Raw genomic sequence first — 20859 nt, 5'->3', positions numbered from 1 at the left:
AGGTGCATGGGAACCCGTGGATGGTTCGACATCGGCACACACTGACGACCCGGCAAATTCGGCTCGGAAGGGTGCATCTCGCGCGGGTCTTCCGCCGCGGCCGAGCCTATATTCCCGGGTGGTCGATGAACTCGGACGTGCGATCTGCGAGGGCAGCCTTGCGCCTGGAGCGGTGCTGACGGTCGAGGAGCTAGAGGCGTCCACCGGCGCATCTCGCAGTGTCGTCAGGGAGTCGGCGCGGGTTCTCGCCTCGCTCGGTCTGCTCCGGCCGACCAAGCGTGTCGGCATGGTCGTCCTAGGCGAAGCCGAATGGAATCTCTTCGACGGCCAGGTGATCCGGTGGAGGTTGGACAGCGCTCACCGGCAACGGCAGATGCGGGAGTTGAGCGAGATCCGGCTGGCCGTCGAGCCTGAAGCGGCACGTATGGCTGCGTTGCGAGCATCGCCGGAGATCTGCGGCAGGATCGTGAGCGCTGCGGGAATCCTGTGGGCGACAGGGGCTAACGGGTCGAATGCGGACTTCGGAGAGCAGGACGGATGCTTCCACCGGCTCGTGCTGGAGGCATCCGGAAACACGATGTACGCGCGTCTGACGGATGTCATCAACGAATCGCTGCGCGATCGCGCACTGGTGCAGTTGCATGACATGCCTATGGACCGCGCGGACGTGCAACTGCATGTCGACCTAGCGGGTTTCATCCAGCGGCGCGATGGGGAGGCCGCAGCACAGTGTGCGCGCCAGATAATCGTTCGCGCCAACGGCTGGGCCGACTGACCGGCTGTGATGAAGGCAGCGAGCCCTCAGCTTCGCCGCGCGCGGTACGCGGCGACGGCGTTGCGGTTCGTGCACGCGGTCGAGCAGTATCGGCGCGAACGGTTGCGGGAGAGGTCGAGGACGACGCCTTCGCATTCCTCGTCGGCGCACACCGTGAGGCGGCTGCCCTCGTCGGCGCGCACGACGTCGAGAAGCGCCATAGCGGTCTCGGCGAGGATGCGCTCGGGGAGCGGCCGATCGTCGGCGACGGCGTGAAGGTGCCAGTCGGCGCCGTCGTGCCGGACGACGTGCGCGTCGAATCGCACGTCGCGCAGTGCGTGATTGATGCCGTCGACCATCTCGTCCCGCGACGCGAGCAGCATCCGGCGCAAGCGCGGACGGAGTGCTCGGAGCTCGGCCAACTCTGCGGCGTCATGGTCGATCCGCCCCGTATACGGGAACGTCTCGAGGAAGGACTCGACGTCTTCTGCCGAAGCGAGCGTGTCGGGATCCTCGGCGCTGTTCACGAGGTGGACGGCAGCGCGCATCGCCTCGACCGTGTCATCGGTGAAGATCATGTTGACACCTTACATCGCCTGCGGCTAGTGTCATCGGTCATGAGCACTGTGGCAAATGACGGTGGCCCGCGCTCGGGGTTGCGGCTCGGGTTGCCGCTCGCGATCGCGGCTGCGCTCGCGTTCGGGATGTCGGGCGCCTGGGCGCGCGGACTGATCGATGCCGGCTGGACGCCCGGGGCGGCGGTCACGGTGCGCATCTGGGTGGCCGCGCTCGTGCTGCTGGTGCCGACGGTTGTCGCGCTGCGCGGGCGCTGGAGCCTGCTGCGTCGCAATCTCGGAATGATCGCCGCGTACGGACTGCTCGCGGTGACCGCGACGCAGCTGTTCTACTTCCAGGCCGTCGCCGTGATGGATGTCGGACTGGCGCTGCTCATCGAGTACACCGCGCCGATCGCGGTGGTGCTGTGGTTGTGGATCCGTCGCGGTGAGAAGCCGACCAGGCGCAGCATCCTGGGCGCGCTCATCGCGTTCGCCGGGCTCGTGCTGATGCTCGACGTGCTGTCGGGGCGCAGCGTCGATGCGGGTGGGATCCTCTGGGCGTTCGGTGCGATGGTGGGCGCCGCGGCGTACTTCCTGCTCTCCGGCAGGAGCGATACCGGTCTGCCGCCGATCGCGCTCGCAGGTTGCGGTCTTCTGGTCGGCGCCTTCGGGCTCACGGTCGCCGGTCTTGTCGGCATCCTGCCGATGGCGTGGAACACGGATGACGTCGCCTACCGGTTCGGAACCGTGCCCTGGTTCGTGCCGGTGCTGGCGATCGGGGTCATCGCGACGGCGCTCGCATACGTGCTCGGGATCGCGTCGACCCGGCTGCTCGGATCGCGGCTGGCGTCGTTCATCGCGCTCGCCGAAGTCGTTGCCGCGCTGCTGTTCGGATGGCTGCTGCTCGGGCAGCTGCCCAACCTCCTGCAGGGCGTCGGCGCGGCTCTGGTGCTGGCCGGAGTCGTCGTCGTGAAACTCGGCGAACCCGCGGCATCTGGGGCAGGAGATCCCGCACTCGCGGTGCCGGATGAGGAGTTCGCCGAACCCTCTTGATCGCCGTCGCGACCGGAGCGAGACTTGCCCTGCCGGCGTCCGCACGGCACCGGCCCGCTCGCACGAGAGGAACCGACATGGCACACGGCGACATCACGCACATCGACATCCCGGTGAGCGATCTGGAGCGCGCGCAGGCGTTCTACTCCGGACTGTTCGGCTGGCAGATCGCGGAGATGCCCGGCTACGAGGGATACCCGATGTGGCAGGCGCCCAACAAGATCAGCGGCGGCGGACTCGCGCCGCGCAGCGACGACTTCACGCAACCGCGCTCTTACGTGGAGGTCGACTCGATCGACGACACCGTGGCGAAGGCCCTGGACGCTGGCGCGACGCTGCTGATGGAGAGGCGGCCGATCAGTGAGAGCAGCTGGTGGGCCGTGATCAGTGATCCGGACGGCAACTCGATCGGGCTGTACGAAAGCGAGACTCACGCTGCCTGACGTACCCGCTGTATACGTTATTCGGCCTCAGATCCCAACCGGTGCGGCTCGCGATCATTTATGTATACACTAACCATGTGAGCACCACCGTCGAGCGCACCCGAGCCAGTGATCGCGCCTATGCGACTCTGCTGGAGGAGATCCAGTCCGGCGCGCTCGCGCCCGGGACTGTTCTCGCGGAGGTCGAGCAGGCCGCCCGCCTCGGCGTCAGCCGCACCCCGCTCCGCGAGGCGCTCCAGCAGCTCAGCGCCGACGGGCTCGTCGAGCAGCAGTCCCCGCGGGTCACGGTCGTCACCGACATCGACGCCGACGACATCCGTTCCCTCTTCGAGATCCGCCGTGCCCTGGAGGAGTCCGCCGCCCGTCTGGCCGCAGAACGCGGCGATGCCGAGTTGTTCGCGGCTCTGGCCGGCGAGTTCGCGGCAGCCGCGGCATCCCTTGACGCGACGACGGGACGCGACGACTACTACGCGCTCATCGCCCGCTTCGATGCGGCCGTCGACGCGGCCGTCGCCAACGACTACATCGCCGCCGCCCTGCGCACGGTGCGCACGCACCTCGTGCGCGTGCGGCGCATGGCCAGGGACAAACCCGAGCGGCTGGCGGCATCGGTCGCCGAGCACCGGCTCATCGCCGAGGCGCTCGCCGAACGCGACGGCGACCTGGCCGCGCATGCCACGCACGTGCACCTGCGCAACGCGCTCACCAGCATCCTCGACAGCATCCAGAATCCCGACCACACTTCGAACAGAGGGCAGTCATGACCGTCAGCCACCACGTCCGCGTCTACAAGAGCGAAGAGGACCTTCCCCGCGAGCAGCAGCTGGCCTGGAAGATCGCCGAGGTCGCGACCGACCCGGTCGAGGTCGAGCCCGAGGTCGTCGACATGATCATCAACCGCATCATCGACAACGCGTCCGTGGCCGCGGCGTCCCTCACCCGTGCACCCATCGTCGCGGCCCGTGCGCAGGCGTTCACGCACCCGGCATCCACCGGCGGCAAGGGCGCGAACATCTTCGGCGCCGCACTCGAGAAGCGCACCAGCCCCGAGTGGGCGGCGTGGGCGAACGGCGTCGCGGTGCGCGAGCTCGACTACCACGACACCTTCCTCGCGGCCGACTACTCGCACCCCGGCGACAACATCCCGCCGATCCTCGCGGTCGCGCAGCACGTCGGCGCCGACGGTCGCGCGCTCGTGCGCGGCATCGCGACCGGCTACGAGATCCAGGTCGACCTGGTGCGCGCGATCTGCCTGCACAAGCACAAGATCGACCACGTCGCCCACCTCGGCCCCTCGGCCGCCGCCGGCATCGGCACCCTGCTCGGCCTCGACACCGAGACGATCTACCAGGCCGTCGGCCAGGCGCTGCACACCACCACCGCCACCCGGCAGAGCCGCAAGGGCGAGATCTCGACGTGGAAGGCGCACGCCCCGGCCTTCGCCGGAAAGATGGCCGTCGAGGCCGTCGACCGCGCCATGCGCGGCCAGACCTCGCCGTCGCCGATCTACGAAGGCGAAGACGGCGTGATCGCGTGGATGCTCGACGGGCCGGATGCCGCCTACGATGTGCCGCTGCCCGCCGCCGGCGAGGCCAAGCGGGCCATCCTCGACACGTACACCAAGGAGCACTCGGCCGAGTACCAGGCGCAGGCCCTCATCGACCTCGCTCGCCGCCTCGGCAACGAGCGCCCCGAGCTGCGCGACCCCGCGAACATCGAGAGCATCGTCATCCACACCAGCCACCACACGCACTACGTGATCGGCTCGGGAGCCAACGACCCGCAGAAGTACGACCCGACGGCATCCCGCGAGACGCTCGACCACTCGATCCCGTACATCTTCGCGGTCGCGCTGCAGGACGGCACCTGGCACCACGTCGACTCGTACACCCCCGAGCGCGCGGGCCGCGCCGACACCGTCGAGCTGTGGCACAAGGTGACCACCGCAGAGGATGCCGAGTGGACCCGCCGCTACCACTCCATCGACCCCGACGAGAAGGCGTTCGGCGGTCGCGTGGAGATCACGCTCGCCGACGGCTCGACCGTGGTCGACGAGATCGCCGTCGCCGACGCGCACCCGCTCGGTGCGCGCCCGTTCGGCCGCGAGCAGTACATCCGCAAGTTCCGCATCCTCGCCGCCCCGGTGCTGGATGCCGCCGAGATCGAGCGCTTCCTGTCGCTGGTGCAGCGGCTGCCCGAGCTGACCGCCGACGAGGTCGGCGAGCTGTCGATCGTCGCGAAGGCGAGCGTGCTCGGCGCGGATGCTCCGAAGGGGCTGTTCTGATGCTCTACTCCACCACCCCCGCGCACGAGAAGCGCCGGCAGTTCCGCGAGCGGCTGCGCTCGGGCGAACTGCTGCGCTTTCCGGGTGCGTTCAACCCGCTGAGCGCTCGGCTCATCGAGCGCAAGGGCTTCGAGGGCGTCTACATCTCGGGCGCCGTGCTCTCGGCCGACCTGGGCCTGCCCGACATCGGGCTGACCACCCTCACCGAGGTGGCCGGCCGCGGTCAGCAGATCGCCCGGATGACCGAGCTGCCGGCGATCATCGACGCCGACACCGGCTTCGGCGAGCCGATGAACGTCGCCCGCACGATCCAGACCCTCGAGGATGCCGGCCTCGCCGGCGCGCACATCGAGGACCAGATCAACCCCAAGCGCTGCGGCCACCTCGACGGCAAGGCCGTCGTCGACGAGCAGACCGCGCTCAAGCGCATCCGGGCCGCGGTCGACGCGCGACGTGACGAGAACTTCCTCGTGATGGCGCGCACCGACATCGCCGCCGTCGAGGGGCTCGAGGCGGCGAAGGACCGCGCCAAGGCGCTGGTGGATGCCGGCGCCGACGCGATCTTCCCCGAGGCGATGCGGTCGCTCGAGGAGTTCGCGGCGATCCGGGATGCCGTCGACGTGCCGATCCTGGCCAACATGACCGAGTTCGGCAAGAGCGAGCTGTTCTCTGCCGACCAGCTGCGCGACGTCGGCGTGAACATCGTCATCTGGCCGGTCTCGCTGCTGCGCATCGCGATGGGCGCGGCGGGCCGTGCGCTGGATACGCTGAACGACGAGGGGCACCTGACGTCGAAGCTCGGCGAGATGCAGCACCGCGCCGACCTGTACGACCTGATCGACTACGAGTCCTACAACCACTTCGACTCGGGAGTGTTCAACTTCACGATCGACCGCTGACCGGTCGCACCACGGGCATGCAAAGGAGCACACGATGACCGACATCAAGAAGGGCCTGGCCGGGGTCGTCGCCGACGAGACGGCGATCAGCAAGGTCAACCCCGAGACCAACAGCCTGCTGTACCGCGGCTATCCGGTGCAGGAGCTGGCGGCCACGCAGCCGTTCGAGGCGGTCGCCTACCTGCTCTGGCACGGCGAGCTGCCGACCGCCGAGCAGCTGGCGCAGTTCCGCGCGACCGAGCGCGCGAACCGCGCACTGCCCGAGAAGGTGAAGAACGCCATCGACGCTCTGCCGCTGGATGCGCACCCGATGGACGAGGTGCGCACCGCGGTCAGCGTGATCGGCGCGATCGCGACCGCCGGCACGGGCAACGTGCTCGACGCGGTCGGCACCCCCGAGCAGAACCTCGAGCGCAGCCTGAAGCTGTTCGCGGTGCTGCCGGCGATCGTGGCCTACGGCCAGCGGCGCCGCCGCGGCCAGGCGCTGATCGAGTCGCGCGACGACCTCGACTATGCGGCGAACTTCCTCTGGCTGACCTTCGGCGAAGAGCCCGAGCCCGTGGTCGTCGAGGCCTTCAACCGCTCGATGATCCTCTACGCCGAGCACTCGTTCAACGCCTCGACCTTCACGGCCCGGGTGATCACCTCCACGCTCAGCGACATCTATTCCGCGGTCGTCGGGGCGATCGGGGCGCTGAAGGGCCCGCTGCACGGCGGCGCCAACGAGGCCGTCATGCACATCTTCGACGAGATCGGCTCGGCATCCGAGGTGAAGGGCTGGCTGGATGCCGCGCTCGCCGAGAAGCGCAAGATCATGGGCTTCGGCCACCGGGTCTACAAGCGCGGAGACTCGCGCGTGCCGACCATGAAGGCCGCCCTCGACACCCTCGTCGAGCACTATGACCGGCCCGAGGTCGCCGAGCTGTACGACACCCTCGAGAGCGAGTTCGTCGCCCGCAAGGGCATCTATCCGAACCTCGACTACCCGTCGGGCCCGGCGTACAACCTGATCGGCTTCGACACGCTCACCTTCACCCCGCTGTTCATCGCCGCGCGGGTGACCGGCTGGACCGCGCACGTGCTCGAGCAGCAGGCGTCGAACGCGCTGATCCGCCCGCTGTCGGCTTACAACGGCGTCGACGAACGGCACATCGACGAGTACGAGCCCGACACGGCGGCCATCGCGGTGCAGGAGCGCCCCGAAGAGGCGGCGAGCTGATGACCGAGCGGCAGAAGGTCGCGATCGTCGCCGGTGCCCGCACGCCCGTCGGGCGGTTCGGCGGCGCGTTCAAGGACACCCCCGCGCATGAGCTCGGTGCGGCGGCGGCCGTCGAGGCGCTGCGCCGCTCGGGCATCGACAAGGACCGCGTCGGCGAGGTCGTCATCGGCACGATCGGCCAGGTCGCCGGAGACGCCTACATCTCACGCCGCATCGCCCTGGCCGCCGGCCTCGACGTGAACACCCCGGCGTTCACCGTCAACCGGCTGTGCGGCTCGGGCCTGCAGGCGATCTGGTCGGGTGCGCAGGAGCTGCTCTGGGGCAGCACCGACGTCGTCGTCGCCGGCGGCGCCGAGAACATGACCCGGATGCCGTTCTACGACTTCAACGCGCGCTTCAACGACCGGCTCGGCGACCGCTCGCTCGTCGACGGCACGATCGCGATGCTCACCGACCCGTTCTCGAACAAGCACATGGGCGTCACCGCCGAGAACGTCGCCGAGCGGTTCGGCATCGGCCGCGCCGAGCAGGACGCGTTCGCGCTGGAGTCCCAGCGCCGTGCCGCGACGGATGCCGCACAGGCGGCGTTCGCCGAGGAGATCGTCGAGGTCACCACCTCGGGCCGCCGGCCCGTGCAGGTGTCGAGGGACGAGCATCCGCGCCCCGACACCACCCTCGAGGCGCTCGCCGGGCTGCCGTCGGCGTTCGCGAAGGACGGCACCGTCACCGCCGGCAACGCCTCGGGCATCAACGACGGCGGAGCGGCGACCGTGCTCATGCGCGAGGCCGACGCCCGCGCCGAGGGCGCACCGGTGCTCGCCACGATCGAGGCGGTCACCACCGCGGCGCTCGAGCCCGAGATCATGGGCTACGCGCCCACCCTCGCGCTGAAGAAGCTGTTCGCGCAGACCGGGCTGACGCCCGCCGAGGTGTCGACGGTGGAGCTGAACGAGGCCTTCGCCTCGCAGGCCCTCGCCGTCATCCGCGACACCGGACTCGACCCCGCTCGGGTGAACCCGTACGGCGGCGCGATCGCGCTCGGGCATCCGGTCGGCGCCACCGGTGCCATCCTGACCGTGCGCGCGGCGCTCAGGCTGCAGCGCACCGGCGGCGAGTACGCGATCGTCACCATGTGCATCGGCGGCGGGCAGGCGCTCGCGGCGCTGCTCAAGCGCGGCTGAGCGCACAAGTGCCCAAGGGGGCTCGTGGTCCGTCCCGAGCCCTTCACAGAGAAGTCAGAGCGCTGATCGCAGGTCACGATCGTGTAACGGAACTTGCTTCAACCAAAATGTTTACGTGATCATTTTGGAGTTGCCAGTGACGCGAACGTCACGGCAGGGCCGAGGAGTCGTTCCGTGGCCACGTGAATCCCCCCGAGAGGACATGCTTCGATGAAGCGCATGACAAAGGCTGCGGCGATGGCCGCCGCGGCGATCCTTCCCCTGTTCGCGCTGACCGCATGCGGCAGCGGCGGTGACGCCGAGGCCTCAGGCGACGGCAACACACTGACGGTCTGGGCCTGGGATCCGTCGTTCAACATCTACGCGATGAAGGAGGCCGAGAAGGTCTACCAGAAGGACCATCCCGACTTCGAGCTGAAGATCGTGGAGACGCCCTGGGACGACCTGCAGGCCAAGCTCACCACCATCGCCCAGTCGCAGCAGTTCGACGAGCTGCCCGACATCTTCCTGATGCAGAACACCGCGTTCCAGAAGAACGTCATCAACTATCCCGACGTGTTCGGTGACTACGCCGACTCCGACATCGACTTCTCGGAGTTCCCCAAGAGCGTCACCGCATACTCCACGATCGACGACGTCAACTACGGCGTGCCCTTCGACTCGGGCACCGCGGTCTCGGCCCTGCGCACCGACGTGCTCGAGCAGGCCGGCTACACCGTCGACGACTTCACCGACACCACCTGGGACGACTTCATCGCCAAGGGCGAGGACGTGCTGGCCAAGACCGGCAAGCCGCTGCTCTCCGGCATCGCCGGCTCGTCGGATCTGCTGTCGATCATCCTGCAGTCCGCCGGGGGGAGCCTGTTCGACGAGGACGGCCAGCCGACGATCGCTGACAACGACGTGCTGATCGACGCCATCAAGGTGTACACCGAGCTGGTCGAGTCCGGCGTGTTCGTCGAGGTGAACTCCTGGGACGAGTACATCAGCAGCTTCGTGAACGGCTCGGTCGCGGGCACCATCAACGGCATCTGGATCGCCGGGTCGATCCAGACCGCTGAGGACCAGGCCGGCAAGTGGGCCATCACCGACCTGCCGAAGCTCGATGGCGTGCCCGACGCCACGAACTATTCCGCCAACGGAGGCTCGTCGTGGGCGATCAGCTCCACCGGCGACGCGAAGCTCGCGGCAGACTTCCTGGCTTCGACCTTCGCGGGGTCGACCGACTTCTACGACACGATCCTGCCGAAGGCCGGCGCGGTCGCGAACTGGATCCCCGCAGGCGACAGCAGCGTGTACGCCGAGCCGAGCGCGTTCTTCGGCGGACAGCCCATCTTCCAGAAGGTCATCGAGTTCGGGGCCAAGGTGCCCAGCAGCAACACCGGCGTCTACTTCTTCGAAGGTCGCGACGCGGTCAGCGCCGCGATGACCAAGGTCATCGGCGGCACCAGCATCGAGGATGCGCTCGACGAGGCTCAGGCCAACGTCGAGTTCGCGATGAACTGACCCTCTCCGCGCGGGCGGGGCACGACGCCCCGCCCGAGCACCCACCTCTTGAACTCGATGGAATAGGAGTGCGCATTGTGGCGACTCAGGCGATCGTGACCGCGGATGCTCCGCGCCGTCAACGGCGGAACACACCTCCGCCCGACTTCACCCCGCGCGGGCCGTGGCTGCACACCGCACGGCGACGCAACCTCACCGGGTGGGGGTTCCTCCTCCCGGCAGCCCTGCTGATCACGTTGCTGAGCTTCGTGCCCATGATCCAGGCGTTCATCCTCTCCCTGCAGACGGGCCGGGGATCGCGGCTGAACTGGGCGGACCCGCTGTGGTCGAACTTCGCCCGGCTGCTCGACGACGAGATCTTCAAGCTCACCATGTTCAACACGGTGCTCTATCTGGTCATCCAGGTGCCGATCATGCTGATCCTGGCGATGGTGCTGGCCAACCTGCTGAACGACCCGAAGCTGAGGGGCAAGGCCCTCTGGCGCACGATGATCTTCCTGCCCTGCGCCGTCTCGCTGGTCTCGTACTCACTGGTGTTCCGCACCATGTTCGCCACGGACGGGCTGGTCAACGACGCGCTCATGGCGGTTGGCCTCATGCACGACCCGCTCAACTGGCTCGGCGAGCCGTGGACCGCTCGGTTCGTGATCATCATCGGCCTGCTGTGGCGGTGGACCGGTTACAACATGATCTTCTTCCTGGCGGCGCTGCAGAACGTCGACCACTCCACCCTCGAGGCCGCGCGCATCGACGGTGCCGGAGCGTTCAAGACGTTCTGGTTCGTGACCGTGCCGCAACTGCGGCCGATGATCGTGCTCACCGCGATCATGTCGATCAACGGCACCCTGCAGCTGTTCGACGAATCCTGGGCCCTCACCAAGGGCGGGCCGTCGTACAACTCGATGTCGATGTCGCACTACCTCTACGAACTCGCATTCCTGAAGAACCCCAACGTCGGCTACGCCTCCGCGATCTCGTACGTGATCCTGATCATGGTCGCGGTGCTGGCTCTCATCCAGATGAAGGTGGGTGACAAGCGTGACTAGTCGACGATTCCCCTGGCGACGCGTGCCCGGCTACGCGTTCCTGACCGTGTTCGCTCTGTTCTCGGTCTTCCCGCTGTACTTCATGCTGGTCTCCTCGACCAACTCGACTCGTGACGTGCTGGGGTCGCGGCTGACGCCCGGCGAGCACTTCATCGACAATCTGGTGACGCTGACCACGCAGCAGGATCTCGGCGCCGCCATGATCAGCTCGTTCCTCATCGCGATCGGCACGACGGTGCTGTCGCTGATCGTCTGCGCGATCGCGGGCTACGGCTTCGAGATCTACCACTCCCGCGGCAAGGATGTCGTGATGGCGATCCTCATGCTGGCGATGATGATCCCGTTCGCGGCCATCATGATCCCGCTGTTCCGCATCTTCGCGCAGTTCGACATGGTCAACTCGCTGTTCGCGGTGATCATCCCCTCTATCGCCACGCCGCTGCTGATCCTGCTGTTCCGGCAGGCGTCGCGCTCGTTCCCGTACGAGGTCATCGAGGCCGCCCGGATCGACGGACTGAGGGAGCTCTCCATCTTCGCGCGCATCTACATGCCGACGATGAAGTCCACTTTCGCCGCCGCGGCCGTCATCACCTTCATGGCCTCGTGGAACAACTTCCTCTGGCCGCGCGTGATCCTGCTCGACAACGCGGTGCAGACGATGCCGATGCTCATCGCCAACCTCACGGCCGGCTACGTCACCGACTACGGCGTGCTCATGCTCGCCGTGCTGCTGACCTCCCTGCCGACCATCCTCATCTTCCTCATCCTGCAGCGCGCCTTCGCACAGGGCATCACCGGAGCCATCAAGTGACATTCGACCCCGCCTTTGCCATCGACCGCATCGCCGACCCGACCTTCGTCTCGGAGAACCGTCGCGCGGCGCACTCGGACCACCGCTGGTTCACCGACCTCGACGAGGCGCGATCGGGGGTCAGCTCGTTCGAGCAGTCGCTGAACGGGCTGTGGAAGTTCTTCTTCGCGCGCAACCAGGGTCAGGTGCTGCCCGACTTCGCCGATCCGTCGCGGGATGTGTCGGGGTGGGACGACATCCGGGTGCCTTCGCACCTGCAGCTGGAGGGCTACGATCGGCCGCAGTACGTCAACGTCGGCTACGCGTGGGACGGTCAGGAGGACATCGAGCCCGGCCAGGTGCCCGAACGCGACAACCCGGTCGGATGCTACGTGCGCACCTTCGCGCTCGAGCACCCGCTCGCCGAGGGCGAGCGGCTCAGCGTCACGTTCCACGGAGCGGAGAGCGCGATCGCGCTGTGGGTGAACGGCCGCTACATCGGCTACAGCACCGACAGCTTCACACCCGCCGAGTTCGACCTCACCGACGCGCTCGTCGAGGGCGAGAATCGCATCGCCGCGCAGGTGTTCACCTACAGCGCCGGTTCGTGGCTCGAGGATCAGGACTTCTTCCGGTTCTCGGGCATCTTCCGCGACGTCACCCTGTACCGGCGCCCGGGGGTGCATGCGGAGGACATCCGCGTGACCACAGCCGTCGCCGATGACCTGGCGTCCGCCCAGGTGCGGGTCCGAGTGCAGCTCGACGGGGCGGAGGGCGCCGTCTCGGCCCGCATCGAGGGCGTCGGCGAGCTTGTTCGGGATGCCGACGGAGCGTTCGTCGTGCGGGTGGACGCGCCCCGGCTGTGGAGCCCCGAGCATCCGCACCTGTACGACCTCGTGATCGAGGTGCGCGACGCCGCCGGAGCGCTGACCGAGGTCATCCCGCAGCGGGTCGGCATCCGTCGCTTCGGCATCGAGAACGGCGTGCTGTCGCTCAACGGCGACCGGGTCGTCTTCAACGGCATCAACCGTCACGAGTTCGGACTGAACGGGCGGGTGCCGTCGCGAGAGCTCACCGAGTCCGACATCCGGATGCTGAAGGCGCACAACGTCAACGCCGTGCGCACCAGCCACTACCCGAACGACTCGGCGTTCTACGCCCTCGCCGACGAGTACGGCCTGATGGTCATCGACGAGATGAACCTCGAGACGCACGCCCGGTGGAGCCGCATCCGCCTGCACGGCGAATCGCTCGCCACCGCCCTGCCCGGCGACCACGACGAGTGGCGCCCGGCGGCGCTGGATCGTGCCCGCAGCATGCTCGAGCGCGACAAGAACCACGCCAGCGTGGTGATCTGGTCCTGCGGCAACGAGTCCTTCGGCGGCACCGTGCTGCGTGACGTGGCGGACTGGTTCCGCTCGGTCGACGATCGCCCGGTGCACTACGAGGGCGTGCACTGGGACCCGAGGTATCCCGAGACGAGCGACATCGCGAGCCAGATGTACACCCCCGCCGCGGCGGTGGAGGACCACCTGCGCACGAACCGCGACAAGCCGTTCATCGTGTGCGAGTACGCGCACGCGATGGGCAACTCCTTCGGCGGGGTCGGCGAGTACATCGAGCTCGCCCACCGCGACGAGCTGTTCCAGGGCGGGTTCATCTGGGATTTCGCCGACCAGGCGATCCTCATGCGCGACCGCTACGGCCGCGAGTACTTCGGCTACGGCGGCGACAGCGGCGAGGCGCCGCACGATCAGGACTTCAGCGGCAACGGCATCTTCTTCGCAGACCACACCCCCTCGCCCAAGGCGCAGGAGATGAAGCGGCTGTACCAGGGCTTCGTCGTCGACGTGTCGGAGTCGTCGTTCACGCTGACGAACCGGCTGATGTCGACCTCGTCGGCCGAATACGAGACGCGCGTCTCGATCACCCGAGTGGGCCGCATCCTGACCGCCGGCGTCGTCGATACGGACGTCGCGCCGGGCGGGTCGGCGGCGTACCCGCTGCCGGTCGCGGTTCCCGCGGCGGCAGGCGAGTACGCCATCGTCGTCTCGCTGCACCTGCGGACCGAGACGGCGTGGGCACCCGCCGGGTACGAGGTCGCCTTCGGCGAGCACGTGCTCACGGTCGGCGCACCGGCCGCAGGCTCGACGGCACCGGCAGCGCGGGTCTCGGCTCCCGCTCCGCGCCTGGTCGAGGGCACGCTGAGCATCGGCGTGCACGGACCCGGATTCCACGTGACGTTCTCGCGGATCTTCAACGGGCTGACCTCGTACCGTTTCGGTGAGACGCGCACGGGCGGTCGCGAGCTGCTCTCGGGCGCCGTCACCCCGAACTTCTGGCATGCGCCGACCGCGAACGAGCGGGGCTGGGGTGGCCCGTTCGAGGAGGGGCAGTGGCTGCTCGCCAGCCGTTACGGTCGCGCCAGCGGGTTTCACGAGCCGGCCGACATCTCGGTCGAGCAGGTCGACGGCGGGGTGCGCATCGGCTACCGCTACGAGCTGCCGACGACGCCGGTGACGCACTGCGATCTCAGCTATCTCGTCGACGGCGCGGGCCGGGTGGAGGTCACCCAGCGGATGCACGTGCCCGACGGCCTGCCGCAGATGCCCGAGTTCGCCACGATGCTGGCGATGCCCGCCGATTACGACCGGGTGCGCTGGTACGGCGACGGCCCCGAGGAGTGCTACGTGGACCGGCGGGAGGGCGCCCGGCTGGGTGTCTACGACCGTCACGTCCCCGACATGCTCACCCCGTACATCCGTCCGCAGGAGGCCGGCAACCGCACCGGCGTGCGCTGGGCGGAGATCACGGATGCCCGGGGCGCGGGCCTGCGCTTCGAGGGCGACCCGATCATGGAGTTCTCGGCGCTGAGCTGGACGCCGGCCGAGATCGAGAGCGCACTGCATCCGCACGAGCTGCCGCCGATCCACCGCACGATCGTGCGCCCGGCGCTGACGCGCCGGGGGGTGGCGGGCGACGACTCCTGGGGCTCGCGTCCGCTCGACCGGTACCTGCTGCCGACCGGCGACCTCGAGTTCCGGTTCGCGTTCCAGGGCATCCAGACGGGCTGAACTCCGGACGACTCAGATTCCCGCCAGCGCCGCCCTCGGAACCGGGGGCGGTGCAGTGCTCGCGCGCAGGATCAGCTCGGTGGGCACCGGGTCGGCGACGGTGTGGCGGTTGTGCTCGATCCGGTCTACGAGCATGCCGACCGCAGCCACCGCCACGCGATCGAAGTACTGGTGCACGGTGGTCAACGGCGGCTGGAAGTCGGCCGACAGCTCCATGTCGTCGAAGCCCACGACGCTCACCGATCCCGGCACGTCACGGCCGGCTTCATGGAATGCGCGCATGGCGCCCAGGGCCATCCCGTCGTTGGACGCGAACACGGCCGTCACGCTCGGATCGGCGGCGAGGCGCCGGCCGGCGGCATAGCCCGATGCCGCGCTCCAGTCGCCCGGCACGATCGGTGGCACGACCCGGCCGTGCGCGCGGAGGGTGTCGGCCCACGACTGCGCGCGGTCACGAGCGCCGTGAGAGTTCTCGGGGCCGCGGATGTGCCATACGGTCTGGTGCCCGAGCGAGAGGAGGTGCTCGGTGGCCAGGCGCGCCCCCTGGGCCTGGTCGGTATCGATCGCCAGGTAGGGGTGCTTGCGACCGGCGGTGACGACGACGGTGGGGATCTTGGCCACCCGCACGAGATCCGATTCCAGGAGCTCGTGCTCCTCGAGGACGACGATCAGCCCGTCGACCGGTTGATCTGCCATTCGCGTGAGCGCTCCCGTGAGGCCCGCCTGCGCGATCGTCCACAATGGTGTCAGCGCCAGCGAGTATCCCGACCTCGACGCCGCGGTCGCGAAGCCCTCGAGCGTCCGGGTGTTCCCATAGCTGGAGAGTTCGGACATGATGACGCCCAGCGTCCGGAATCTGCCGCTCTTCAGGGCTCGCCCGGCGGAGTTCGGCCGGTAGCCCATTCTGTCCATGACGGCGAGCACCCTGTCGCGGGTGACCGGCCGGACGATGTCCATCCCGTTGGCGACGCGTGAGACGGTCTGCGCCGAGACTCCGGCTTCGCGGGCGACATCGATGATCGACGGCGCACGCCATACTCGCGACTCACCGGTCCGATCCGTCACTCAGCCTCCTTCACCGTTCTTGAACGATATCAACGAGCAGACCGCGCTCGCCGCCGGTGTCAACGTCGCCCTGTGCTGTGTCGAGCGAATGCCGCAGGCCGATCAGGCGTTCGGCGCCGCCGCGGTTCCCGCGCCGCGGCGGCGCACCACCACCGGTGCGTGCGGCGGGGAGACCAGAGGTTCCTGAACCAGGGGTTCCTGAACCTGGGGTTCCTGGGGGACGAAGCCGTTGTCGCGGATCATCGCGAGATCCTCGGCCGCGGCCTCGCCCTGCGAGGTGAGGTAGTCGCCGAGGAAGATCGAGTTCGCCGCGTGCAGCGCCAGCGGCTGAAGAGACCGCAGATGCAGCTCCCTGCCGCCGGCGAGCCGCACCTCGGTGGCGGGGCAGGCGAACCGCACCAGCGCGACGATCCTCAGGCACTGCGCCGGTGTGAGATCCCAGCGGCCCTGCATCGGGGTGCCGTCGAAGGGGATGAGGAAGTTCACCGGGATCGAGTCGACGTCCAGCTCGCGCAGCGCGAACACGGCCTCGACGATCTGCGCGCTGCTCTCACCCATCCCGACGATGAGCCCGCTGCACGGTGAGAGGCTGGCCTGCTTCGCCTTGCCGATCGTGCGGATCCGGTCCTGATAGGTGTGCGTCTGCACGATCCGGTCGTGGTGCGACTCGGCGGTGTTGATGTTGTGGTTGTACGCGTCGACGCCGGCCGACTCCAGGCGCTCGGCCTGCCCGTCCCTGAGGATCCCCAGGCAGGCGCACACCTCGACCCCGGGATGCTCCTCCTTGAGGGTGCTGACGATGTCGGTGACGCGGTCGATGTCGCGGTTCATCGGGCCGCGGCCGCTGGCGACCAGGCACACGCGCGAGGCGCCGCCGCCGATCCCGGCGCGTGCCTGCTCGACGGCCTCCTCGGCACTGAGCCAGGAGTACTTCAGGATCGGCGCGGTCGCGCCGAGCGCCTGCGAGCAGTAGGAGCAGTTCTCCTGGCAGAGCCCGGACTTCAGGTTGACGAGGTAGTTGAGCTTCACCCGGTTGCCGAAGTGCGCGCGGCGGATCAGGCCGGCCGCGGCCACCAGGTCGAGCAGCTGCGCATCAGGGGTGTCGAGGATCGCGAGGGCCTCATCCTCGCGCAGCGATGCGCCGGCGAGGATGCTGCGGGCGAGCCCGTGGTAGTCGATCACTCGCGCTCGTCCGCGGTGCGGCGCTTCTCGAGCCGGGTCATCCATGCCCAGGCCGACGGCAGGACCAGGGTGAGAGCCAGTGCCTTCAGTGCATCGCCGACGAGGAACGGGACCACGCCCAGCATGACCGCCTGCGGCAGATCGATTCCGAGGGAGAAGGCGAGCCACGGCGCTCCGCACACGTACAGCACCAGGGTGCTGAGCACGGCGAGTCCGAAGGTGGGGATCGGCTTCCGGTCCGCGCGCCGGCGGGCCAGCTGCCCGGCGATGAAGGCCGCGACCACGTAGCCGACGATGTATCCGAACGTGGGCAGCAGCACACCCGACTGCCCGTTCGAGAAGATCGGGGCACCCACCGCCCCGGCGAGCAGGTACACGAGGGCGCTCAGAACTCCGCGCGCCGGACCGAGCGCGGCTCCGGTGGCCATGACTCCGAGGGTCGCCAGCGTGATCGGCACCGGCGTGAACGGCAGCGGCACGATGATCAGCGCCGACAGCGTGATCACGGCGGCGCCGCCGAGCACCAGCGCGCTGTCGCGCACCAGGGTGCCCTGCAGCCCATCGGTCAAGTAGATGCGCGGACGGCCGAGCGCGAGTGACGTCATGAGATCCTCCTGAGCTGTATCTCCTGAACACTGTTCACCTGAACAGCGTTAAGGAGCGTAGCAGGGGATGAAGCCCGACTCAGACGTGGTCGCGCCAGGAGTGCTGCGGCTGGTAGCCGAGCACCTCGCGGGCGTGATCGATCGACAGCAGCGTCTCGTGCTCGCCCACCTCGCGCGTCAGCGGCACGTCGGGGAAGGCCTCGGCGATCAGCTCGGCGTTCGGGCGCGACATCACGGTGTCGGCCGCCGCGATGATGAAGCGATCGAATTCGGGTGCGGCCACCCGCAGGGCGCGCTCCACGGCCTGCGCGCCGTCTCGTGCGTCGATGTAGCCCCACAGGTTCCACTTGCGCAGCCGGGCGTCGTCGTCGAACGCCGGGAAGGCGGCGTAATCCTCGGGCAGCATCATGTTCGAGAACCGCAGTGCGGTGATCGACAGATCCGGATGCCAGCGCACCAGCTCGGCCGCCAGCTGCTCCTCGAGCGTCTTCACGAGCGAGTACACCGACTCGGGCCGCGGCGGGTACTGCTCGTCGACCGGGATGTAGGGCGGCGGCGCGTCGAACGGCGGGCCGAGCACCGTCTCGCTCGACGCGTCCGCCTTCCGTCCGATGGGGCATCTGCAACGTTATAGGGTGACTGTGTCCGCATGAAGAGAGGGAGTGACGTGGCCGTCACGCTGCACGACGTCGCCGCTGCGGCGGGCGTCTCGATCAAGACGGTGTCGAACGTCATCAACGACTACCCGCACATCCGTCCGGCCACGCGCGCCAAGGTCGAGGCCGCGATCGCCGAGCTCGACTACACGCCGAACCTCACGGCACGCAACCTGCGCTCGGGCCGCACCGGCGCGATCGCGCTCGCGTTGCCCGACCTGAGCCTGGCCTATTTCGCCGAGCTCGCCGCCGAGGTCATCCGCGAGGCCGAGGCCGCCGGGGTCGTCGTGCTCGTCGAGCAGACCGGCGCCGATCGCGACCGCGAGCTCGAGCTGCTGCGCAGCCCGCGCCTGAAGCTCACCGACGGGCTGATCTTCAGCCCGCTCGGCATGGGTCAGGAGGACGTGGCGGCCCTCGAGGTGCCGTACCCGATGGTGGTGCTCGGTGAGCGCATCTTCGACGGGCCCGCCGACCACGTCACCATGCGCAATGTCGAGGCCGCCCGCGCGGCCACCGAGTACCTCATCGCGCAGGGCCGTCGGCGCATCGCGCTGGTCGGGGCGCACGAGGGCGAGGTGCTCGGCTCGGCCGCACTGCGTCTGCGCGGCTACCGCGACGCGCTCAAGGCCGCCGGCATCCCGTACGACGACGACATCGTCGGCTACACCACGCTCTGGCACCGCGCCAACGGCGCGGACTCGATGCGCGAGCTCCTCGCGCGGGGCGCGGAGTTCGACGCGGTGTTCGGCCTGAACGACACGCTCGCGCTCGGCGCGATGCGCGTGCTGCAGGAGGCGGGTCGCCGGGTGCCCGAGGACGTCGCGGTGGTCGGCTTCGACGGCCTCGACGAGGCCGCCTACTCGATCCCGTCGCTGACCACGGTCGACCCGGGCCGGGAGTGGATCGCCAAGACCGCCGTCGCCACGCTGCTGGAGCGCATCGCGGGCAAGGCGGACGCCGCTCCGCGCACCCTGTTCGGGGAGTTCCGCATCCTCGAACGCGAGTCCGCTCCCGCCGTCTGAGATCGCGATTGACAGGTCGCGGGTTTCACGTCACAATATCTCTACAACGTTTACTACAACGTTGTAAATCTGTGGGAACCGCCCGTTGACCGCCCCGTCACGGACGACGACGACATCGAAGTCACCTCCGAGAGGAAACCCAGCACAATGAAGTCACGGACCCTGGCCGCACTGGGCGTGATCGCGCTCACCGGCTCAGTCATCACCGGCTGCGCGAGCGCGAACGCCTCGGGCGGCGACAGCAATACGCTCACCTTCATGTTCCGCGGCAGCGATGCCGAGAAGGCCGCCTACACCGCGGCCATCGAGGAGTTCGAGAAGGCGAACGACGTCGACGTGAAGATCATCATGACGACGGCCGACGAGTACAGCACCAAGCTCAAGGCGGCGATCACCGGCAAGCAGATCCCCGACGTGTTCTACGTCGACCCGGGCAGCGTGCAGGCGTACGTGCGCTCCGGCATCATCAAGGACATCACCGCCGAGGTCGAGAAGAACGTCGACCTCGACAACATCTGGGCGTACGGCGTTGACAGCTACCGCTTCGACGGCAAGCTCATGGGACAGGGCGCGATCTACGCCATGCCCAAGGACGTCGGCCCCTTCTCGTTCGGCTACAACAAGACGATGTTCGAGGCGGCAGGCATCCCGCTGCCCGACGTCGACGAGCCGTACACCTGGGACGAGTTCATCGACGTCGCCAAGAAGCTCACCAAGGACAACGACGGCGACGGCAAGCTCGACCAGTGGGGCACCGGCCTGAACGTGGTGTGGAACCTGCAGTCGTTCGTGTGGTCCAACGGCGGCGACTGGCTCAACGAGGATCGCACCGAGGTCACCGTCAACAGCCCCGAGTTCGTCGAGGCGCTGCAGTTCTTCGCCGACATGAGCACGAAGGACGGCGTGACGCCGTCGACCTCCGACGCGCAGACCCTCGACACCTACCAGCGCTGGATGAAGGGCGAGATCGGCTTCTTCCCGGTCGGCCCGTGGGACGTGCCCACCTACGAGAAGCTCGACTTCGAGTGGGATCTCATCCCGTACCCGGTCGGCAAGACCGGTGAGACCGCCACCTGGACCGGCACCCTCGGCATCGCCGTCGCCGAGACCACGAAGAACGCCGACCTCGCCACGAAGCTCGCCATCTACCTGAGCACCGACGAGACCGCGCAGCAGTCGCTCGTCGACGCCGGCGTGCAGGTGCCCAACCTCAAGGACATGGCCGACACCTGGGTCGCCTCGGCCACGCTGCCGCCGGCCAACAAGCAGGAGTTCCTCGACGTCGTGAACGACTACGGTCGCGCGCTGCCGGCGAACACCACCTACAGCGCCGAGTGGTACGACGAGCTCTGGAAGAACATCCAGCCCGTCCTCGACGGCAAGCAGACCGCGAAGGAGTACCTCGACGAGGTCGCGCCGCGCATGCAGCAGCTGCTCGACAAGGCCAACGTCGACGCCGGCATCGGCTGACATCCCGGGTGGGGGATGCCGCGGCATCCCCCACCCGCCCCCTCGACCGACTC

Annotated in this window: 18 protein-coding genes and 1 pseudogene; 14 read left to right on the top strand and 5 right to left on the bottom strand. The window is 68.4% G+C overall.

The window, feature by feature from the left end; all coding sequences use genetic code 11:
* Window positions 1-118: 118 nt before the first annotated feature.
* Window positions 119-775, top strand: a complete 657-nt coding sequence (locus H7694_RS14355) for a FadR/GntR family transcriptional regulator (protein ID WP_193597126.1) — start codon at window positions 119-121, stop codon at window positions 773-775.
* Between the two features lie 26 nt (window positions 776-801).
* Here the strand turns inward: H7694_RS14355 and H7694_RS14350 are convergent, their stop codons facing one another.
* Complete coding sequence (locus H7694_RS14350) at window positions 802-1332, bottom strand: CGNR zinc finger domain-containing protein (protein ID WP_193597125.1); 531 nt, start codon at window positions 1330-1332, stop codon at window positions 802-804.
* A 39-nt stretch (window positions 1333-1371) separates the two neighbouring features.
* On the opposite strand from H7694_RS14350, the gene H7694_RS14345 reads away from it, so the two are divergent.
* The 11 genes from H7694_RS14345 (at window position 1372) to H7694_RS14295 (ending at window position 14806) form a co-directional block, all read left to right on the top strand.
* Complete coding sequence (locus tag H7694_RS14345) at window positions 1372-2364, top strand: EamA family transporter (protein ID WP_193597124.1); 993 nt, start codon at window positions 1372-1374, stop codon at window positions 2362-2364.
* Between the two features lie 77 nt (window positions 2365-2441).
* Entirely contained in the window at window positions 2442-2807 is a 366-nt protein-coding gene (locus H7694_RS14340) for a VOC family protein (protein ID WP_193597123.1), read from the top strand.
* A 77-nt stretch (window positions 2808-2884) separates the two neighbouring features.
* Window positions 2885-3571 (top strand): GntR family transcriptional regulator, encoded by a 687-nt coding sequence (locus H7694_RS14335; RefSeq protein WP_193597122.1) that lies wholly within the window; start codon window positions 2885-2887, stop codon window positions 3569-3571.
* Complete coding sequence (locus H7694_RS14330) at window positions 3568-5091, top strand: MmgE/PrpD family protein (RefSeq protein WP_193597121.1); 1524 nt, start codon at window positions 3568-3570, stop codon at window positions 5089-5091. The genes H7694_RS14335 and H7694_RS14330 overlap by 4 nt, the downstream gene beginning before the upstream one ends.
* Window positions 5091-5990, top strand: a complete 900-nt coding sequence (gene prpB / locus H7694_RS14325; RefSeq protein ID WP_193597120.1) for a methylisocitrate lyase — start codon at window positions 5091-5093, stop codon at window positions 5988-5990. The genes H7694_RS14330 and prpB overlap by 1 nt, the downstream gene beginning before the upstream one ends.
* Window positions 5991-6024: 34 nt before the next feature.
* The gene (locus H7694_RS14320; RefSeq protein ID WP_193597119.1) at window positions 6025-7209 is read left to right on the top strand and encodes a bifunctional 2-methylcitrate synthase/citrate synthase; all 1185 of its coding nucleotides are present in this window, start codon (window positions 6025-6027) and stop codon (window positions 7207-7209) included.
* Window positions 7209-8390, top strand: coding sequence for a thiolase family protein (locus tag H7694_RS14315; RefSeq protein ID WP_193597118.1), 1182 nt, complete (start codon window positions 7209-7211; stop codon window positions 8388-8390). The genes H7694_RS14320 and H7694_RS14315 overlap by 1 nt, the downstream gene beginning before the upstream one ends.
* Window positions 8391-8600: 210 nt before the next feature.
* Window positions 8601-9896 (top strand): ABC transporter substrate-binding protein, encoded by a 1296-nt coding sequence (locus H7694_RS14310; protein WP_193597117.1) that lies wholly within the window; start codon window positions 8601-8603, stop codon window positions 9894-9896.
* 77 nt (window positions 9897-9973) lie between these two features.
* Window positions 9974-10942 (top strand): carbohydrate ABC transporter permease, encoded by a 969-nt coding sequence (locus H7694_RS14305; RefSeq protein ID WP_227468152.1) that lies wholly within the window; start codon window positions 9974-9976, stop codon window positions 10940-10942.
* Window positions 10935-11753 carry a carbohydrate ABC transporter permease gene (locus H7694_RS14300; RefSeq protein WP_227468151.1) on the top strand — a complete coding sequence of 273 codons (819 nt, stop codon included), beginning with the start codon at window positions 10935-10937 and terminating at the stop codon, window positions 11751-11753. The genes H7694_RS14305 and H7694_RS14300 overlap by 8 nt, the downstream gene beginning before the upstream one ends.
* Window positions 11750-14806 (top strand): glycoside hydrolase family 2 TIM barrel-domain containing protein, encoded by a 3057-nt coding sequence (locus H7694_RS14295; RefSeq protein WP_227468150.1) that lies wholly within the window; start codon window positions 11750-11752, stop codon window positions 14804-14806. The genes H7694_RS14300 and H7694_RS14295 overlap by 4 nt, the downstream gene beginning before the upstream one ends.
* A gap of 12 nt (window positions 14807-14818) precedes the next feature.
* Here the strand turns inward: H7694_RS14295 and H7694_RS14290 are convergent, their stop codons facing one another.
* The 4 genes and pseudogenes from H7694_RS14290 to H7694_RS14275 all read right to left on the bottom strand — a co-directional run.
* Window positions 14819-15871: a LacI family DNA-binding transcriptional regulator gene (locus H7694_RS14290; protein ID WP_227468149.1), complete on the bottom strand. Its 1053-nt coding sequence runs from the start codon at window positions 15869-15871 to the stop codon at window positions 14819-14821.
* Between the two features lie 102 nt (window positions 15872-15973).
* Complete coding sequence (gene bioB, locus H7694_RS14285; protein WP_227468148.1) at window positions 15974-17053, bottom strand: biotin synthase BioB; 1080 nt, start codon at window positions 17051-17053, stop codon at window positions 15974-15976.
* Window positions 17050-17658, bottom strand: coding sequence for a biotin transporter BioY (locus H7694_RS14280; RefSeq protein ID WP_193597115.1), 609 nt, complete (start codon window positions 17656-17658; stop codon window positions 17050-17052). Before H7694_RS14280 ends, bioB begins: the two co-directional genes overlap by 4 nt.
* Before the next feature lie 79 nt (window positions 17659-17737).
* A pseudogene (locus H7694_RS14275) lies at window positions 17738-18256 on the bottom strand (NAD-dependent epimerase/dehydratase family protein); the annotation flags it as partial.
* 69 nt (window positions 18257-18325) lie between these two features.
* Here H7694_RS14275 and H7694_RS14270 point away from each other — a divergent pair.
* Window positions 18326-19336, top strand: coding sequence for a LacI family DNA-binding transcriptional regulator (locus H7694_RS14270; protein ID WP_193599249.1), 1011 nt, complete (start codon window positions 18326-18328; stop codon window positions 19334-19336).
* A gap of 147 nt (window positions 19337-19483) precedes the next feature.
* The gene (locus H7694_RS14265) at window positions 19484-20806 is read left to right on the top strand and encodes an ABC transporter substrate-binding protein (protein ID WP_193597114.1); all 1323 of its coding nucleotides are present in this window, start codon (window positions 19484-19486) and stop codon (window positions 20804-20806) included.
* Window positions 20807-20859: the final 53 nt, after the last annotated feature.

The sequence above is a fragment of the Microbacterium sp. YJN-G genome (assembly GCF_015040615.1).
Lineage (GTDB): Bacteria > Actinomycetota > Actinomycetes > Actinomycetales > Microbacteriaceae > Microbacterium.
The sequence above is the reverse complement of the archived record's forward strand: the minus strand, read 5'-3'. Positions and strand labels throughout refer to the sequence as shown.

What these genes read in the sequence shown, in the direction of transcription:
- prpB (WP_193597120.1), top strand. Translation starts at nt 5,091, where the DNA reads ATGCTCTACTCCACCACCCCCGCGCACGAGAAGCGCCGGCAGTTCCGC.
- H7694_RS14265 (WP_193597114.1), top strand. Translation starts at nt 19,484, where the DNA reads ATGAAGTCACGGACCCTGGCCGCACTGGGCGTGATCGCGCTCACCGGC.
- H7694_RS14280 (WP_193597115.1), bottom strand. Translation starts at nt 17,658, where the DNA reads ATGACGTCACTCGCGCTCGGCCGTCCGCGCATCTACTTGACCGATGGG.
- H7694_RS14310 (WP_193597117.1), top strand. Translation starts at nt 8,601, where the DNA reads ATGAAGCGCATGACAAAGGCTGCGGCGATGGCCGCCGCGGCGATCCTT.
- H7694_RS14350 (WP_193597125.1), bottom strand. Translation starts at nt 1,332, where the DNA reads ATGATCTTCACCGATGACACGGTCGAGGCGATGCGCGCTGCCGTCCAC.
- H7694_RS14320 (WP_193597119.1), top strand. Translation starts at nt 6,025, where the DNA reads ATGACCGACATCAAGAAGGGCCTGGCCGGGGTCGTCGCCGACGAGACG.
- H7694_RS14315 (WP_193597118.1), top strand. Translation starts at nt 7,209, where the DNA reads ATGACCGAGCGGCAGAAGGTCGCGATCGTCGCCGGTGCCCGCACGCCC.
- H7694_RS14330 (WP_193597121.1), top strand. Translation starts at nt 3,568, where the DNA reads ATGACCGTCAGCCACCACGTCCGCGTCTACAAGAGCGAAGAGGACCTT.
- H7694_RS14340 (WP_193597123.1), top strand. Translation starts at nt 2,442, where the DNA reads ATGGCACACGGCGACATCACGCACATCGACATCCCGGTGAGCGATCTG.
- H7694_RS14345 (WP_193597124.1), top strand. Translation starts at nt 1,372, where the DNA reads ATGAGCACTGTGGCAAATGACGGTGGCCCGCGCTCGGGGTTGCGGCTC.